Genomic DNA, 18,576 nt, shown 5'->3' with positions numbered 1-18,576 from the left:
AACTTTCATTAAGAAACTGTAGGACAGGTTCTTTTTATACCTTAGCAATATAAATAATTACAAAATGGCAACACTATACACGATCACAATAAAGAGCATAAAAGATACCAAAGTAATAGCCGAAGTTCGCGTAGACCACCCCGATGCGGGGAGCAATATCGGTTCCAAAGACTTTGCTTTGCAAATACTGCTTGAAACAGGGGACATTGAAAGACCTTATTTCAATAAACTTCCGATTCCTAAAGAGGAATGGAAAAAACTGGTTACGGAACATCCGCGAAAGGAGGAATATGATTTAATGCATCAGTATAATAACGGTGTGAAGCTTGAAATCACCCCTGAAGAAGGAAAAAAAAGAAATGACCGTGACTATTGGCAAAAACACAACGAGGAACTTGCGTTGCAATATGGCAGGAAAGTTTCAAGCAGCGGAATGTCGGATGGGCAGTATTATGTTCACTTTGATAATGAACCCTTGAAAGTAATCGATGCTGCCAACAAAGTAATCCTATCAAAACCTATCAAGAGGAAGCTTGAAAAGAACCGGTACACCCTGGAGTTTGAAGTTGCCGATGTGGAATACCTGCACCACCTTCGGGAAAAGATGATCTATGAGTCGGCAGCATGGAACCTTTCCTCATATTATAAGCCTGAAATAAACGTTGCACAAGGCGAAGCGGTATTACTACACTATAAAGATGCTAAAAGCGATAAGTTCTGGCAGGTTGTACAGGATGGTGCCTCATTAAATATTACCTACGGAAAAACAGGAACTGCCGGACAGAAAAATATAAAAGAATTGGATTCCGTACAAAAAGCCGAAAAAGAGCGCGACAAACTGATAAACGAAAAACTGGGTAAAGGATATACAAGAACAAACTAATTCAAAATTTACAATTATGAGCTTATTTAATTTTTTCAAAAAAAATAAACCAACCGACCAGGCAGCAGAAAAAATTACTACCGGAAATCCTCCAGCTGTTATATCGCGTGAGCAAATGCATAATGAGTTAACATCAGCGATAGACGACCGGAATTTTAATGAAATAAAGGAACTGATGAATGCGGTTACTAAGGATAATGCACCCTCAATTTATCTGGCGCTTAATTTTGAAGATTCATGGTTTCCCGAAAAGGGCTATGACAGGATAGTAGACATTATGGCAAATAACGGATTGGTAGACCTTAATGAAACGAAAGACGGCAAGACACCACTTACCGTAATTGCGGAAGCCTGCCATAACGCTACAGCTATCTATGCACGAATCGTTGAATCGCTGCTTAATGGTGGTGCGGATGCTAATAAAACAGACAGCCTGGGATGGAGCGCACTTGCGTATACAATAAACAAACACGGGGTATCCCCCACTATTATCCAAAAGCTCATTGATGCCGGATCAGACCTGAACCTTGTTGTTGAGAGTGACGATTTTATAGGTCTGAACAAAAGAAGCATACTGGGAATGGCCTATTACAACAATAAAGACTTCTTTGCCCAACTGAAAGAGAAAGGAGCCACAATGACCGACGCAGAAGTTGAAGAACTTCAGGAAAGAGGTTATTCATTGGAACCGTAAAACTACAATATGCCGCAAGCCATTGTTATAGCCGATGTTGATAAAAACATTGTTGCCATGAAACAGTACTGTCTGGGTGTGTCCGTAATTGCCAGGGCCGTAAAAAAGCCAAGGAACGCCTGAAATAATGAAAAGCCTTAAAATCAAGTGGCTATATCTGTTTTACTGCAGCCTTTTCGGTGCGGGCAGCCTGCTTCATGCTCAGGATTATAAACACATCGACTCGTTACAATACGTAGCCGATGCCTACAGCAGAGCCGGACAGAACTACAAGGCCGCCGTGGCCCAAATTGATGTGGATGTCGCCTTTATGATCGCCAACAGGCCGCTTCGGGACAGGTCGGCATACCGCACCGCACAAGCCTATGTAAGATCCCGGCAATATGACGAAGCCTTTTATCATATCACCAGAGCATTTGAAGGAATGTGCCAGTCTAACGATTCCATTGGCATTGCATATTGCTATAGCGTAATGGGTCAGCTCTTCGGATTTAAAAAAGATTACACCAAAGCTGCCGATTACCACCATAAAGCGCTGAATATTCTCAAAAGAAACGCACCTCAAAAAGAAAACACTGCTACGGCCAAGGTACTTTATGCCGACTTTTTTATCCGTCAAAAGAAATATGCCGCAGCATTAAAACCACTATCCGAAGCCCTTGCCGTAACATCCGGCAAAGGCTTTTATAATACAAAGGCCTACATAAAGGACAAGCTAGGTTTTTGCCATGCCATGCTTGGCAATCCCCGGCAAGCAGAACGGTATTACCGCGAGGCAATGGCTCATGAAAAAACAAATCGGTATGTGGACATCCGGATGAGTATTTTAAAACATTTGGGGGAACTTTACCTTTCCTGTAACGACATTCCAAAAGCGAAGTCCTTTTTGGAACAATGCATTGCCCTAAAGCCATTAAACGAGGAAAGCGAAAATTATGTTCTGGCTAACCGGCTGCTGGCAGAATTATATGGGAAACTGGGCAACTATGAACAGGCATATACTTATAGAATAGAAGCCGTACAAGCCAAAATGGGACTAATGAACGAGGCAATGCTCACCAATACCGAAGCCCGTTCGGTAAAATTCGATACCGAACAGCTGACACTGCAAAACAGCCTCCTCCAGGCTACCGCCGAAATACAAAAAGTCGAAGCACAACAGGCGAACGTAAAGAAAAACGTATTCCTGCTCGGTTTTATATTTACCATTATCGTGTTGGTCACTCTTCTGGTATTCCTCCATTTTTACTTCAGACAGAAAAGAGCCATCACAGCCAACAGAAACAACGAACTGAAGCAGCAATTACTGCTTACACAAATGAACCCGCACTTTATCTTCAACTCCGTAGATACCATACAAAACCTTATTTACGAAGATAAAAATGACGAAGCTGTCAATTACCTTTCGAAACTCTCACAGCTTACCCTCCAGATACTGGAGAACTCTTCGCTGCAATACATCAGTCTCAGAGAAGAATTCAACATGACGGTCAACTACCTCGCTATACAGCAACTGCTCTATAATAATTTCAATTATGAAATCGTCGCAGAAGATGGGATTGACACCGAAACAACCTTCATTCCCCCGATGCTCACCCAGCCATTTATCGAAAACGCTGTAAAGCACGGAATCGCCGGAAAAAAATCAGATGGCTGGATACAGGTCCGATTCTACAAAAAGCGCAACAAACTTTACTTTGAGGTAACAGATAACGGAAAAGGGCTTACCGGAAAAACACGAGAAGGACATCGGTCTATGGCTACAAAAATTACATCCGAAAGGCTCAATGCCATGCAGGGAACCATTGAAATAGCCAACATAGTCGATAACGGCATTGTAAAAGGCACTGTAAGCCGTTTCCCGATTCCGTACAAAATAAAAAATAACCTTGCATGAAGCAATTCTGTATCTTATACTTCGTTACCTGTTTCCTGTTGCTTTTGCCGCAGGCAGTGATTGCGCAGCATAATCACGGAAAAACTTCGCCTGAAGCGCAGATCGACATCCTGAATCGTTTGGGTGCGACCTACCATGAAAAAGGGAATTTTGAACAGGCCGAATCGCTGTTCCAGAAAGCCATAGCCCTTTGCCGGATGCACAGGCTCGACAAAAAACTAGGTCAGAGCCTCTACAACCTTTCGTCACTGTATACCGAAACCGCCAATTATGAAACCGCGATAAAACTTGGCGAAGAATGTGTGGAAGTACTCCAAAAACACGACGATAAGGAAACCATTGCCAAAGGCCTGATGAACCTTGAAACATGCTGGCGGAAGCGTGGAATAGTAATCAACGTCATGATCTATGCCGACAGTGCCGTGAAGGCTTTAAGACCTTTAAAAAAAGATACACTCTTGGAACTGGCCCTTTGGCGACAAGGAGAAGTATACCGGAAAATAAATACCTTACTGGCGATACCCATGCTCAAAGAGGCGCTGGTTCTGGCACAAAGAATACCCGAGCTACACAACCTGGATAACATTTACAATTCGCTGGGGCAATGCTATATCGAGCCTTATACGACAGTATATGACGCTGCCATTGCTGAACGTTATTTCCAGATGGCTTTGCAGGCTGCGCTAAAGTATGACAAAAAGGAAGTGAACGATAGCCGCATACAGTATGGCAAAATGTGTATCGTCAACAAAAAGTACAAAGAAGCAGAACATCAGTTAAAGCTAGTGTACCACGATGCCGCTGCCACCAATAACAACGATCAGCTGTCGGTTGCCGCCTTTTGCCTTAGTGAGATGTACTTTGCCAGGAACAATTTTCAAACGGCTTACCATTACCTGAAGGAACACGAAGCGCTCGAAGAACAGTACAATACCGCGCAGAAAAAAAGCACGGCAGATATGATGGCCTTTAACTTTAAAACCGGAAGGGTAGAAACGCAAAACAAGCTCCTTAAACAACAGCGCGAACTACAACGGGTAAAACAGGAACAGGTGAGTTTCCGCAATAACGTAAAAATAGGCGTTTCGGTAGCTGTAGCCCTTTTTCTGGTTACAATTACACTGGTACTGTACCGATTCAACAAAAAGAAAAACCTGCTGCTATCCAAAAAGAGCACCACGCTACGCCAGCAATTGCTGCTCACGCAAATGAGTCCCCATTTTATAACATCATCCATCGAAAGCATACAAAACCTCATCAGGGAAGACAAGCCGGAGGTTGCTGCTACCTATCTTTCCAAATTCACCCGTCTGACCCGCCAGATACTGGAAAGCAGTACAAGCGACTATATTTCGCTGGATGAAGAGATCGCCATGATAACCAACTACCTCACGGTTCAGCAGCTGCTCCATCCAGGTGGCTTTAGCTTTACCGTTGACGACGATGGCATGGATACCGAAGCCATTTACATCCCCCCTATGCTCACGCAGCCATTGCTTGCCAATGCCGTAAATAGAGTATTGGCCGGTACCAGCCAACATTCTGTTACCGTACAATTGCTGCTCAAAAACAACAAGCTACTGATTGGGGTAAGCGACTCCGGCGGACCATTAAAGCCGGGTGAGCAACAACATATTTTGGAATCGTGGGCTATAAACATAACCGCCGAAAGACTTGCGGCACCTGTAACGGTAAAAAATGTCATCCTCGAAGAGGGTACTACCGGTGTAAGGACACAGTTGGAAATACACTACATTACCGATGACTAACATGACGATTTTATTACAATTAACTACGAACTTTCAATAAACGCCAACGAATAATCATTTACAAATATAAGCTGCACATTAAGTGGTAATTTGCTGTCAGAATATCCAGCTATTAGGATTACAGCAACTATCCGGCAATGAAGAACCTGACTGCTGACATTCCTGAGCAGGAAATTATTGAAAGGGTAACATGCCGTTGTTTGCACAGTATCTTTACATCAAGAGCCATAGCATACGGGATATGATTCTTTTTAATAAATTAAGAAATAATGAATAAGTTTTTGTAGCGGTGTTGTAGGAATAGTTTTTATTATTACTTTAGTTCCTTTGACTTAAACAACCCCGTCTATAACCTTAAAAAACAAAGCAATATGAACACATTTAAAAAAATTTCAGCCACAGTACTGCTGGCCGTAATGGTATCACAGGCGGTAACTGCCGCGACCAGAGAAACCTCGGTGGTCATAGAAACTGTTGGCGGCTACTTCGACGTGTATCTGGTAAACAACTGCACGAAAGAGATCGAGGTGCGCGTGCGTGCGGAGGGCTCTTCCTCAACATCAAAATACAAAGCAGGTGAAAAAATAAAAGCACCTGTAAAGGCTGGATATGAAGTATATGTGGACGGTAAGTTGTACAAAAAATTTGAAGATTCAGATAGCGGAAAAGAAATTAAACTTTGTAAATAATTATGGGACTTTTTGACAAGATTAAAAGCATGGTGGGTGTCACCGGTGTGAAACTGGAATATACATGGATTGAGAATCCATGGCCGTACTTCGACCCGATGATTAAGGCCACTATAAATGTGAAAGCCGGTAAAGATGCCGTGACCATCCTGGGCACGAAAGGTACTTTTTATGCCAAGCGTACCGTAAACAATGTAGAAGAGAAGATCGTATTGGGAACTGACATCAGTAACGTAGAAAAATGTGGCCGTACAGAACGCAACGGTGAGTTCGTAAAAGAATTTCCATGTGCGCTGCAAGGCGACGGCGAGGTTTCTTTCGGCTTTTTCATTATGGATATGGACGTTCCTGCCGCATTGGCCGAATGGGGTGGCGAAACGCCTGCCAGTGCGAAAGCAAATGGTATCACCTTTTTCCTTGAAGGAGAAGTGGATGTGAAGGAAACATTAGACTTGTTCGACCCTACCCTTACACAGGAAATAGAAGTGTACCACAATGAACGCAGACAGGAACCGGAATACGAAGAGGAAAACAACCCGAGCATTTATAATGACAGCATAGCATTAGAAGGCGAAGATGACGAAATCAGCTTTACACCAGAGCAACGGAAACTAATCCTTTCGGATGACCACGAGGTGGAGTTTGAGCTGGAAGGTATGGAGGTGCTTGCCCTATACAGTCTGGGTCAAATGCATAAAAAAGTAGTGCGTATGACGGATGACATTTTTGGCCAGACAAAAGTGGGTGTATTCACAATCAATCACATTAACGGACACAGGGATCTTGACTTCAGCAGTCCGGACAATTGGACCAACATCTCCATTGATGCTATTTCTTTTACCTTCTCCAGACCGAACGAATGGGGACATGAAGCTTCTAAGTACGAAAGCCTTTTTCACATCAAGGATATTGCCCTGCTAAAGCAAAATTAAAACTACCAATAGAAACGCCCGTATTTAACGGGCGTTTTTTTATAAAATCAAAATCAACAAAGGTTTTTCCGTTAATAACCGCTACAGGCTAAAATGTATTGCGGTGTTTCCCGGAACTTCTCTGCATTGCAATTCCGGGCTCCAGGTAAACAATTCCTGTACAGCTCCAGGAGCTGTACAGGAATTGTTTTTTATTCATTATGTACACTGGAATACCTGCGATACAAGCTGGTGTTTTTCTGAATAAAACAGGTACAGCGTCCCGAACATGTTACTGTGGTCCAGCTGCGCTACAAATGCCATCTTTTGCCCGTCGGGGTCGCGTGGGGTTTCATTGCTCTGTTGCCAGTACGGCTTGCCCAATCTCAGCTTTCCTTCGGTCCTGTTTTCCTTAATTTCTACCTCCTGTAAAACACGCTCTATACCATTTTCGACTTTAGTATATATAAAATTGAACTCCATAGGAATAGCACAGTTCATACTCATAAGCATGTCGAAAATCTTATCCTGTTCAAAATCATACCACCACAAATAGCTTTGAAGCCGTATCATCATTACAACTTGTTGCAATGTATATTGTCCTGAAAGCGTAAAACGTACAGTGCCATACTGATTTTCTTTGGTTACCTGTATCTCATGGCCCAGATGCTCAAACGTATATTTGCCCGCCCATTGCAATTGCATCACAACTTTTGTATCGCTTTTTTCGGGATATTGCAACACCTCTTCGTCGCTTGCCTCAGGGCAACTGAAGGTATATTCAATGGTATCCGGAAACCCATCGATTTCATTGACTTTTACAGCTATATCTTTTTGATTTTCAATATTACAGGTATATTCAAGGAATCCGGAATTCAGATCATAGAAATGGTTAAATGCATGCAGGTGTATGAGTCTTCCCTGATCGGTACTGTAATTCTCGTCTTTTTTACCACCAATATACCAGCCATTTGTACTAAAGTTAACATTCCAATCGGTTTCATCCTCTTTAAAGACAGCGGAGAAAGGTACCTTTGTGTAGGTAACGCCAAGTTTCTCATCTGTTGCCGGAAGAAGGTGTGGTGCCAGTTCCTTGTATGCCGTGAAACCCTTACGGGTCTTTTTATACCGTATTTTTTCAGTCATCTTTATTTCCCGTGCCGGTTGGTGCATGGTAATTTTTTCCAAAAAGCCAGCAGCATCATAATGGTACGTATATAGTTCCGAGTCCAGCCACTCGCCATTGCCCAGATAATACTGTATCGTCTTGGTAACCGGCATAGACGTCCCGTTAATTTCAGCATAATCATATACCAGACGCTTGTTGGGATTATAACTAAACGACCCGGATTGCAGCAGCACTCCGTCGTTACTATATTGGTCTACCTGCCTGTAACTAATCTCTTCGATCTTGTCTACCGTAGTCTGCAGGTACTCGCGTTTTACATCCGATTCGTCATATGCTTCCAGTTTCCTCAGCTTAAGCGGAGCCAGTAGCTGGTATTTGCCGGCTACCAGCTGGAAATCCATACGGCTTACATCCACATTCTGGACAATAAAGGTAAACGGAATGCCTTCCCATTTTTCGTTAACCACACCGCCGTCGAGCCTTACAATAGGCAGCAGCACTTTGTTAAAACCCTTTATATCGGTCATACAGCTTTTTAGACTGGGAAAACCTTCTATTTTAGATTTCTTTTTTGATGGCGATAGTATAAGTTCTTTCATCTTTTAAAATTCAGAGGAATTATTTTTTAATGCCCACCCAGTTCCTGTCCAGGTCGCTGTAAGGGTAAATTTTTATCATTTTCAGCATTTCGAGAAATCCTTTATGTCCAAAGTTTGCTACGGTAGCCAGCTCTTCTTCGAATATCTCCATACAAAGCAGCAAGTGGTGCTTGTGGTCTTCTACCTCAAATTCCGCATACACATCAAACATAATATATCTTGGCTTGCCGTCGTTTCCGGATATCTGGCATATCTCATACGGATTAAAAGCCTTTTCCTGTGCCGCAGCTGCGATTTGTGTAAAGTTTTCGCAAATGTGTCTTTCCATTATGTTGAATGGAGTTGGCGGATCCTGGTCAATGTCATTGAACGGCTGCTTTGTAAAAGCTATCAATTCATAGGTTCCGTTTTTATTGGGCACTGGACCGGTACCATCTGTCCGGATAAGTTCCATTGTGGTAAATCCGGTTCCTTCCAGATGATTGGGGAAATAGTGCATGCCCACAGATCCCAGTGTCATGCCTGCAATGACCCTGAAGGGAATAGTGGCATGACCGATCACTTCTGCCGAAGGTCCCAGAATATTTTCAATTGCCTGCTGTTTCAGGTTGTAATGCGCAATGTATTGTTCGTCGTTATAACTCATGTTTTATTTTTTAGCTGTAAGTCTATCGTATTTATGCTATCACCAGTTTCACACGGGTAACGCCATCATTATCATCATATTCTTCATTGTATACGCGCTTTCCGATGATCGAATCGATAGTCTCTTTGATATCATCGAGGTCACCGCCCAGTTCAAGGGTAACTTCCCTGTTAGTATAGTAACTGTCCTCGTCGATAAAATTGGACACATGCAGCAGGAATTTATCCAGTATGTCTTCCAGCGGGTATTGTGAGTCTTCTTCGCCTTCAAGCTCGTAGCTAAGGGCAAAAACGTAATGATCTTCTTCAATATCTTTGTATATGTTGCCGTCAATAAGCTCATAATTTGGATTGTCCTTATATTTATCGAGCTTTGCAAGTTGTATATTTTTCATAATCTCTGTTTGCAATATAATTTAACGTTATTCCGCATACGCAGCGAGAAACTTCGTTAGCTCTTCCGAACCGGCGAATTCCTCAAACTCGTCAAGCTTCTTTTCAAGGTCGTCCGCGTCCATCCACTCGGGGCTGAATTCATATTTTAGTACGAAGTAATTGTCTACATACACAAAATCCCCGGCACCATCGGCAAATTCCGTAAGTTCGCACATCGCTTCCCATACCTTATCCTCGTCAGCATCATAATCTACGGCTCCAAAGTAGCGGTACAATACAATGACCTCATCTTTCCAGCCATATTGAAAGCGTGCATCGTCTTTCCTCCAGGCCCACCAGCCCGACTGCCCTTCTATTTTCAGCTCGGCAATGTCTTCACCGTATTTTCTTTGAAATACCTCAGCCAGTGCTTCGCGTGCAATCTGTTTTTCGGATTGTATCCCTTCATAATACGGGTTTGGCAATTGTACCGATACCTTTCGCCTGTGTTTTTTATCCGCTGCGTCGGTTATTTCCAGTTCAAAGAAGTAATCAAATTTTTCGTTTTCGCCATGGCTGAAGGTACCCAGATCCTTTACCTGGTCGAGTAGATTGGCAGAAAGGTTTACCGTAATCTCATGGGCTTTGTCCATGGGGTTTACTGCTACCGTCAATTTTTCTTTTTGCCATTCCTGCATCAATTGCGCGGTGACGTCACACTTTTTAAGTGCTATGCCGGTCAGGATCATTATTACAAAATGTCCCGTACCATCAAGGAAATCCCAACTATCGCCCCCGGTATATTGCGGGGAAACGCTGATAACGAAATCATCCTGTTGCGGCACTTTATCCAGCATTTCAGGCAGGTCAAACTGCGGTTCATTCCACTCCGGCCATGCTTCTCTTTTTACTCCTGACAGCGGGTTTTTGATACAGACAGTATGCTTTTCCTCCAACATTCTTTTCGGGGTACCGGCTGTCCTGAATTGAATAGTGAGGTGAAACTTTAAATACTCCTGTTCTTCGCCGGGAGATCCGGTTAAAGCCTCTTTCATCACTTCATAAAATGAAGAACCTATGGGAATGTCCCAGCTAAGGGAAGGCGTTCCAGAGGTCTTATCGGTTTGTTCGGCAGGATAGTTATCCAGTGTAACGTGGCAACTCACCTCATCACCCAAACAGCCTGCGCTTACTTCCATGAATAGCTGTTCCTCGTCGAACAATGCCTCTTTATAAAAACGTATTTCAAAGGGTTTTTCTGTAGTTTCCATTGGGTATCTTTTTTATCATTGTGACAATTTTAAGGCCCGGAACATATAGATCCGGGCCTTCAATTATCTGATTGCATTTCTTAAGGGAACGGTTACTTTGAATACCTTCCGTTAAATTCAAAATCAGGTACTGTTGCTATAATTCGTCTTCCAGCGTTACATCCAGCAGTTCTTTTATCTTTTCATAAATAGCTTCCGATTTTTCCTGCAGGAAGTCAAGGTCACCAAATTTTTCAAGAAGTTCCTCGTCCTGTACATGATATTTTAGTACATCGTCAATGGATGCATATTGGTTTTCCGAAGCTATTTTTTTCGCGATATCTTCATAATCATTATCCCGGAAGGCCGCAACAGCATCTGTATCGTAGAAAGCATTGCTTCGCAAAAACACAGAAAAATAGTTGGCCAGCAGGTTTTCCATATAAATTACAAAGTCAGAAACCTTATAGTCGTTGTAACAGGCGCTATGGTCTTCACCCGAATAAAGAAAATTGTTTTGCGTATTCCCCTTAGGATCAAGAGCGATACAGGTATCGTAATAGAAATTATAAAAGTCAAGATAGGTAAAGTGCCTGCCGCTGTTGCTCATTTCTCTTCCAAGTCTCGTTTCCCGCGGGTCTCCGTAGATGTCCAGATCAGCATAAGATATGAGGTTTTTCAGGGGCAGCAATGACAGGAATCCTTCCGCCTGCAACAGGTCATTATTAGCCACTGCAAAATCATCCTGATCTGCGTCGGTAATTACCCTGCTATCATCCAGGGACGACTGCACGATGTGCGAATCCCATGCAATGTTCAGTCCGTTACTGATGTTATAAAAAGCCTTCATATAAGCATCGAACTTAAATGACGGTACTTCACTACCCTGATCCATATTGGAATACACCTCCTCCGAAAGTCCGGCCTCAATAGCTGTTATCTCCTCATCCGAAATCCCTTTGAAACGGATATAACTTAGATGGTCAATTAAAGGGTGTTTTTTTAGTTCCTCAATTATACTATCCAGACGCTGAAAATACGATTCAGCCCATATTTTTGCTTTACTCATGTTTTACCGATAACTAAAGTTTAAAAAAGAAGAATGCTACGGCTGCCCATTCTTTTTTTACGCCGCTTGCACGACCAATAGTGCCATGGCTGGAGTTCTCCACGGTACCGTCGTCCTTCACATAGCCTATAGTGCCATGGCTGCTGTTCTCTACTGTACCGTCTTTTTTTACATAGCCCACGGTAGAGTGGCTTTTATTTTCAATGGTGCCATCACTTTTGATGTAGCCTATCGTGTTGTGGCTCTTGTCTTCAATGGTACCGCTGCTCTTGATATAACCCACCGTTGAATGGCTGCTGTTCTCTATTGTCCCATCACTTTTAATATAACCTGCCGTGCTGCGGCTGCCGGATTCTATGGTTTGTGCCTGTAAAAATGCTGTGCCGCCAAGTACGGCAAGAAGTACTACTAATTTTTTCATGTTTGGTTATTTTTTATAGTTTTAAATACTTAAGATTGTTATCGGTAGGAAACCGGTATGGTATTAAACGACCCGTCCTCCTCAAAGCCTTTTATCATAGCCATACGGGCAGCTGTTTTTACAGCTTCATCAGGATGGGAAAGCTTATCGCTGCTAAACCACTCTTTCCCGAATGGCTTCACGCTTACCAGTACTATATTTTCAATGTTCAGTCCAATGCTTTTAGGCAGGTTTTTCGACCCCATTGTTAACAACGTCCCAAATGGCTCATTGGCATCATACTGCGAGCTGTTAAAAAATGTAGACGCCTCATCATTCGAATCATTATCCTTTATCACCCACGTCTCCACATTGTCGCTGTTGAACTGCAGTGTGAGCGACTCAAATTTTTCTATCAGCCCTTTAAATTCACCGTGCCCCAAAGCCACCTGTGTTACACTGTTCAGCAAAGCCAGCATGTAATGGTCTTTTACTTTACGGAATGGCACTATGCTGTCAAATTCAATATAGTATTCCGCCCCTGTTCCATTGTAAACCAATTCCTTATCCTGTTGCTCTTTGGCATAAATATCCGAAAGACCGTCGGTGATTACAATGGTTGTATTTTCGGTATAAATGACACGGAATTTTGCCGCAATTGTTCCCGAAGTATATCCCGGCCAGTTGTGGTCACGGAAACCACCAATGTTCAGGTACAGTATTTCGTCATGCAATGTACCCACCGACCTGAAAAACTCATGACGCAGGCGTATGGCTTCGGTAATCGCTTCTTTCCTTTTGGCATAAGCCGGATCAAGGTTTACTGAGGCATCCTCAATAGGGTGCAGCCCATGCTCGGGAAATGCCGGTTCGGTTTGTACGGTAAGCTTATCTTGCTCCAGGCGGAACCAGATGCGTTGCAGCTGCTCGTCTAACGCGGTGTTCAGCAGGTCCATTCCTAACCCGTAAAAAGAATTAAGCGAAAACGTTTTGTTTTCAAATTCAAGACTGTAATCGCCCGCTATATTGATCTTGTTTGCCTGCTTTACAAAAGCACCCATGCCCACAGCTTTCTTAAAAGCGCCCTGATCCGTAACCTGTATGCAATTTTCAAGGAGTTCTTCCTTTAGCCCCGAAATAAGCTCAGGCACGCCATACACCTGCATGGCTACAGGCTCATCTTTAATAAAAGTAAACCGTACCTGTGTATTTCCAGGCAGGTCGTTATAAAGCTCTCCAAGGTCGGCAATGCCGCGCAGCTCATTTATATTATTGCTTAATTCGCGTAGCTCTTTATTTAGTTCCTTTCTTTTGCAGGGAGATTTGTGTTATGATTATATTTTATACCATTTTTTGTATAAAATATGCCGCTACTTTGAGAACCATAAGTACTCTTGATCACATCTTTATGATAAATTTTACCGGTTTCAAGGTAGGGACTATAGGCTTCGCCTATGGTATTCTTTAGTTCCTGTTTTTTAGCGTCCATTACAGTAGATATGTTAAATAGATAAGATTTTTATTATTATTTGAGCTAAAGATAAAATTTAATCCCACAATTCTAAGGATAAATGAATATTTGTAGCTGTTTGAAACAATTTAGTAACATCATAATGAAAGTTCGTAGCGCCAAAAATATTTTTACAGTAGCAAACAATAAAAAACCGGAATAACTGCCGTTAAATAATTACATGACATGAGCACACCCATATTAGCCATTATCATTGCCTCATACTGCACATAATGTGCTAAATGGATATCCTCACTCCTCTTTTCCAAAACTTCACACAAACAGTAATTTTATTTTTTACCTCCATTGAATTTATACAGTGGAAGAAACGGTATTACTTTAAATTTTATACCAAAAAACTTAACTTTAAAACATTGAATTTGTCAGTATATTTCTAAAAAAGTTATTTTTTTATTACTTACATTTAGCCTCGAATTTATAACCTCCAAAATTCTGTTATGTTTAAAACTACTTGGCTGGCCACCGTAATTGTATTTTTATTTATTTCTTCAGCTTGTTATTCTCAGGATAAGACTATTGATTCCTTAAAAACCATTCTCGCCAATCCTAAAATCAGCGATACGGTACGAATAAACACTATTCTTACGGCAATGGATAATTCTGTTGGCTGGAGCAAACAGCACATTGCTTTTTACAACCAATTGCTTCCTGTTTTTTCGAAAGGACTTAAATCAAGCAATCTTAATAAGAAGGTAAAGCAACAATATTTGAATGCTGCCGGAGTTTATTACTACAATACCGCCAAAAAAGAAATCATTGACGGCAATGATAAAGCACCGGAACATTTTGATCAGGCCATAAAATACTGGAAAGAATCCAAAAATCATAAAGAAATGGCCATGGCCATGACTGGCAAAGGTACCTACTATCGAAAGATGGCCGATTGGCCCAAAACATTTGAAAACTTTTTTGAAGCGCTTAAATATTATGAAAGCATCAAAAGCGAAATGGGTATATCATATGTGAACATGGAGATCGGAACAACCTGCTTAGCGCAACACGATTGGGAAAAAGCAATTGTTTACTTAAAAAAATCCCTGATTTATTATGAGGTCCCTGCCTCAAAATTGAGTATAGGCGACCGGCATGAAATTGCTGTCACCAATAATAATTTAGGAGTTGCCTACACACGGCTTAAAAGGTTTCCTGAAGCACATAAAAGCTACCTCAAAGCTTATGACGCTATAAAGCCTAACAAAGATCCGCAGGGAGAATCCTTAGTGCTGGTACAGCTGGCCAGTTCCAGTAATGATTTGGGAAATAGTGCAGAATCACAAACTTTTCTGGAGAAAGCACTGGCTTTGTGTAAAGATGACGTTTCCAGACAGGGCGTATATGGCAATGCTGCCCGAATCTATTACAAATCAAAAAATTATGAAAAAGCGGCAGAATATGGCGAATTGTGTTATGCCTTAGCAGTAAAGTTAAAAAATCTGAACTCCAGAACGGGCATGAGCAGCTTATTGTATAAAATCTACAAAGAAAGCGGACAATATGACAAAGCCCTTAAAATGCACGAAGCTTCGGTCATTATAAAAGATTCGAGCAATGTTGAAGCTTCAAAAAACCAGCTGGCGCAACAACAGCTCAAATATGATTTCGAGAGAAAAGAACTGCAGCAAAAAATAATGCAGCAAAAGAAATTGACGGAAGTTAAATTAGAACAGCAAAATAAATTATCAGCCATCAAGCTGGAAAATGAAAAGAAATCGGCGCTGGAAACATCCCGGAATAAATTGGCGCAACAACAGCTCCAATATAATTTTGAGAAAAAAGCGCTCAACCAAAAATTAATTCAGGGCAAAAAAGTAGCGGCAATCAAATTAGAGGGCGAAAAGAAAACGGCAGTTAAAAACAACTGGCTTATCGGACTTTCGGGAGTACTTTTATTGTTTCTCTTGGGCGGCTATTTTTATTACCGAAATACCAAACAAAAACAAGCAATTACGCTGCTCGAAAAAGACCAGATCAAACAGAAACTGTTGGTTACACAGATGAATCCGCATTTTATTTTTAACTCTATCGATAACATTCAGGGATTGATCCAGGATAAACAAGACAAGGAAGCGGTAGATTACCTGAGTAAATTTTCAAAACTGACGCGCCAGATTCTTGAAAACTCCAACGAAAATTATATTTCGCTGTCGGAAGAAGTTGAAATGACTCAGAATTATTTAGCGATCCAGCAACTTTTATACAACAATAAATTCAGTTTTTCCATTTCTATCGAAGATGCTATTGATGCCGAAACCATCTTTTTACCGCCAATGCTAACGCAGCCTTTCATCGAAAATGCCATCAAGCACGGTTTAAGCAACAAGTCCGAAAATGGTATGATTGCCATTCATTTTTATCTTAAGGAAGCTAAATTATTCTTTGAAGTCACTGATAACGGAAAAGGATTTGAAACCGACAAAAAATTAACCAACCACAAATCACTGGCAATGACAATTACCAAAGAACGCCTGATCAGCTATACCAAAAACCAGGATTTCCTGGTACAAACCGATAATATCCTGGATCAGCATACCAATATTGTCGGAGCCAAAGTTATTTTTGAAATCCCTTACATTTACGAAAATTAATTACCTATGTTAAGAGCTGTTGTCATTGACGATATTGAAACAATCCGAAAGAAGAATATTACCACCATAAAATCAAACTGCCCTAATATTGCCATTATTGGCCAGGCAGATTCGGTAACATCCGGAATAAATCTGATCAGGCAGGTATCGCCGGATCTTGTTTTTCTCGACGTAGAAATGCCCGACGGAACCGGTTTTGATTTGCTTCAAAAGCTACAACCAATTAATTTTAAAGTAATTTTCATTACGGGTTATGAAGACTTTGCCATCAGGGCTTTTCGTTTTTCGGCCATAGATTACCTGCTGAAACCTTTGGATTCGGTCGATTTGGTAGAAGCCGTTAAAAAGGCGGAAGTGTCGCTAAGCAGTGAAATTTTTGACATGAAGCTCAATAATTTGTTTAGCAATCTTGAAAGGCCAAAAAATTTGCAAAAGCTGGTGCTTAAAACTGCCGATAGAATTTATTCGGTCAATATTCAGGATATCGTGCACTGCGAATCCGATAAAAATTATACTACCTTTAATTTTATAAATGCGCCAAAACTCATTGTTTCCACCAATCTTAAAGAATATGAAACGATGCTGGCGCCTCACAATTTCTTTAGAACGCACCAATCGCACCTGATCAATATGGCTTATTTCGACCATTTCATTAAATCGGATGGCGGTAATACGGTTGTCATGAAAAACAAAACGACCATTCCGCTTTCTGTGCGAAAAAAAGAAGAGTTCCTGGTTTTACTTGAAAACCTTCATGTATAAATTTTACTAAAAACGAATATCTCTCCAATTCCAACGAATATCTTCCCAAAGCAAACGGATATACATTCGTAAAAATTCGCATTTTTCTTTGATTTATTATTGCATTGTAATTCCGGAAAATGGTTTTGCATTCAACCAATAAACAGAAAAAAAATGAAACAAAAATTAGTAATCATCGGGCTGATGTTATGCGCGTATACCAACTCCAATGCGCAGCTTTTAAACAAGATTCAAAAAACTGCAAATCAGGCTAATAATGCCGTTGAAACCGTAAAAACAGCCGAAGAAGTTGTTAATACAGGTGAAAAAGTTGCCAAAAAGGTAAAAAATAAAGGTGGTGCTTCCAGCGGAACATCTTCCTTAAAACTGGACTGGAATATGTACAAACAAACACCGGCAGTTACTTTTAATTCCTTATTGTATGCGACTAATATAGGAACTGGTGGACTAACTCAGTTTACAGGTTACACCGCAACTTTTGTTCCAAACAAAACTGCTGCTGGTGCTACCGTAAACACCGTTCATGACCAGGCCGAATTTCTAAAAATTAAAGTGTATAAAGGGGACCAATACATCACTTACTTCGAATATGACGGATTCCAACAATTTGACGACGGGAAAAAAATAAAATACAATACACCAACCAGCCGATACAAACGTGATGGCGAATGGGTTGGCGGAACTGAAATTGATGTAAAAAAATGGGGTACCGGCGAATACCGACTTGACTTTATCGCGGGGGATAAAATGTTCTATTCGTTTAATTTCGAAATTCAGAAGCTAACAAACACCGACGCCTACGCTGCTATGAACGAAATGTATGTAACACGCGGTCCGTGGAATAATTATGCTTATATGAATTATGATGAGTCCGGTAACCTGGTTTTCGGATATTATCTTAACCATGAAGAATTCCAACCGAATCCGGCCAATAACAGAAAAACCAATAAAAGTGTAAAATGGAGCGTGAAAGTGCTAAAAGACAACAAGCCATTTGCACAACAATACGGAACAGGTGCTCCGAATGTGGCTCAGGTAGAACAAGCCAAATGGAATGAATACCGATGTGCTTTAAAATTAGTAGACAAACCGGGAGAATTCAAATTTGCCAACCTTACGGACGGAGCTTACAAAGTGGAACTGACCATTGAAGGAGAAGCAAAACCGAGAAAATACAGCTTTTCTGTAAAAGATAAAAGAATCGTACAGATTCCGGAGCAGGACAGAACTAAAAATACCGATCCGACAAGACTAATAGAAGGCTGGAATGACTATTTCTGGATGAAACTGGAGAAATAACAGCGCTATTCTTTACCATTATTTTTTTCACTTTTTAATGCTTGTTGTGAAAAAGATAATGGTAATTTTTTTAAAAAAACCTATCATCT

General features: G+C 41.2%; 17 protein-coding genes. 9 read left to right on the top strand and 8 right to left on the bottom strand.

Annotation, left to right across the window (positions count from 1 at the left end):
- Window positions 1-64 precede the first annotated feature (64 nt).
- From HW120_RS17690 to HW120_RS10715, 6 genes are all read left to right on the top strand, one after another.
- Window positions 65-883: a WGR domain-containing protein gene (locus HW120_RS17690; protein ID WP_218618715.1), complete on the top strand. Its 819-nt coding sequence runs from the start codon at window positions 65-67 to the stop codon at window positions 881-883.
- Window positions 884-899: 16 nt separating this feature from the next.
- Window positions 900-1,577, top strand: a complete 678-nt coding sequence (locus HW120_RS10735; RefSeq protein ID WP_177733984.1) for a hypothetical protein — start codon at window positions 900-902, stop codon at window positions 1,575-1,577.
- A gap of 127 nt (window positions 1,578-1,704) precedes the next feature.
- Window positions 1,705-3,474 (top strand): tetratricopeptide repeat-containing sensor histidine kinase, encoded by a 1,770-nt coding sequence (locus tag HW120_RS10730; protein ID WP_177733981.1) that lies wholly within the window; start codon window positions 1,705-1,707, stop codon window positions 3,472-3,474.
- Window positions 3,471-5,243: a histidine kinase gene (locus HW120_RS10725; RefSeq protein WP_177733979.1), complete on the top strand. Its 1,773-nt coding sequence runs from the start codon at window positions 3,471-3,473 to the stop codon at window positions 5,241-5,243. Before HW120_RS10730 ends, HW120_RS10725 begins: the two co-directional genes overlap by 4 nt.
- Before the next feature lie 371 nt (window positions 5,244-5,614).
- Window positions 5,615-5,932 (top strand): hypothetical protein, encoded by a 318-nt coding sequence (locus tag HW120_RS10720; RefSeq protein ID WP_177733978.1) that lies wholly within the window; start codon window positions 5,615-5,617, stop codon window positions 5,930-5,932.
- Between the two features lie 2 nt (window positions 5,933-5,934).
- Window positions 5,935-6,864, top strand: a complete 930-nt coding sequence (locus tag HW120_RS10715) for a hypothetical protein (RefSeq protein ID WP_177733976.1) — start codon at window positions 5,935-5,937, stop codon at window positions 6,862-6,864.
- Between the two features lie 198 nt (window positions 6,865-7,062).
- Here HW120_RS10715 and HW120_RS10710 read toward each other — a convergent pair whose 3' ends face one another.
- The 8 genes from HW120_RS10710 to HW120_RS17685 form a co-directional block, all read right to left on the bottom strand.
- On the bottom strand, window positions 7,063-8,571 hold the full coding sequence (locus HW120_RS10710; RefSeq protein WP_177733974.1) for a hypothetical protein: 1,509 nt from the start codon (window positions 8,569-8,571) through the stop codon (window positions 7,063-7,065).
- A gap of 19 nt (window positions 8,572-8,590) precedes the next feature.
- The gene (locus HW120_RS10705; RefSeq protein ID WP_177733972.1) at window positions 8,591-9,217 is read right to left on the bottom strand and encodes a hypothetical protein; all 627 of its coding nucleotides are present in this window, start codon (window positions 9,215-9,217) and stop codon (window positions 8,591-8,593) included.
- Window positions 9,218-9,248: 31 nt separating this feature from the next.
- Complete coding sequence (locus HW120_RS10700; RefSeq protein ID WP_177733970.1) at window positions 9,249-9,611, bottom strand: hypothetical protein; 363 nt, start codon at window positions 9,609-9,611, stop codon at window positions 9,249-9,251.
- 27 nt (window positions 9,612-9,638) lie between these two features.
- Window positions 9,639-10,862, bottom strand: a complete 1,224-nt coding sequence (locus HW120_RS10695; protein WP_177733969.1) for a hypothetical protein — start codon at window positions 10,860-10,862, stop codon at window positions 9,639-9,641.
- A gap of 136 nt (window positions 10,863-10,998) precedes the next feature.
- Window positions 10,999-11,910 (bottom strand): hypothetical protein, encoded by a 912-nt coding sequence (locus tag HW120_RS10690; RefSeq protein WP_177733967.1) that lies wholly within the window; start codon window positions 11,908-11,910, stop codon window positions 10,999-11,001.
- A 13-nt stretch (window positions 11,911-11,923) separates the two neighbouring features.
- Window positions 11,924-12,331: a 5-fold beta-flower protein gene (locus tag HW120_RS10685; protein WP_177733965.1), complete on the bottom strand. Its 408-nt coding sequence runs from the start codon at window positions 12,329-12,331 to the stop codon at window positions 11,924-11,926.
- Between the two features lie 38 nt (window positions 12,332-12,369).
- Window positions 12,370-13,476, bottom strand: a complete 1,107-nt coding sequence (locus HW120_RS10680) for a hypothetical protein (RefSeq protein ID WP_177733963.1) — start codon at window positions 13,474-13,476, stop codon at window positions 12,370-12,372.
- Between the two features lie 131 nt (window positions 13,477-13,607).
- Window positions 13,608-13,799 (bottom strand): hypothetical protein, encoded by a 192-nt coding sequence (locus HW120_RS17685; RefSeq protein WP_218618714.1) that lies wholly within the window; start codon window positions 13,797-13,799, stop codon window positions 13,608-13,610.
- A gap of 479 nt (window positions 13,800-14,278) precedes the next feature.
- Here HW120_RS17685 and HW120_RS10675 point away from each other — a divergent pair, with 479 nt between their 5' ends.
- The 3 genes from HW120_RS10675 (at window position 14,279) to HW120_RS10665 (ending at window position 18,487) form a co-directional block, all read left to right on the top strand.
- Complete coding sequence (locus HW120_RS10675; protein ID WP_177733961.1) at window positions 14,279-16,426, top strand: tetratricopeptide repeat-containing sensor histidine kinase; 2,148 nt, start codon at window positions 14,279-14,281, stop codon at window positions 16,424-16,426.
- A 6-nt stretch (window positions 16,427-16,432) separates the two neighbouring features.
- Complete coding sequence (locus tag HW120_RS10670; protein WP_177733959.1) at window positions 16,433-17,188, top strand: LytR/AlgR family response regulator transcription factor; 756 nt, start codon at window positions 16,433-16,435, stop codon at window positions 17,186-17,188.
- A gap of 153 nt (window positions 17,189-17,341) precedes the next feature.
- A complete protein-coding gene (locus tag HW120_RS10665; protein ID WP_177733957.1) occupies window positions 17,342-18,487 on the top strand; it encodes a hypothetical protein in 1,146 nt (381 codons plus the stop codon).
- The last annotated feature ends 89 nt before the right edge of the window (window positions 18,488-18,576 follow it).

The sequence above is a fragment of the Flavobacterium inviolabile genome (assembly GCF_013389455.1).
GTDB classification, from domain to species: Bacteria; Bacteroidota; Bacteroidia; order Flavobacteriales; family Flavobacteriaceae; genus Flavobacterium; species Flavobacterium inviolabile.
This window is presented reverse-complemented; position numbering and strand designations above follow the sequence as displayed.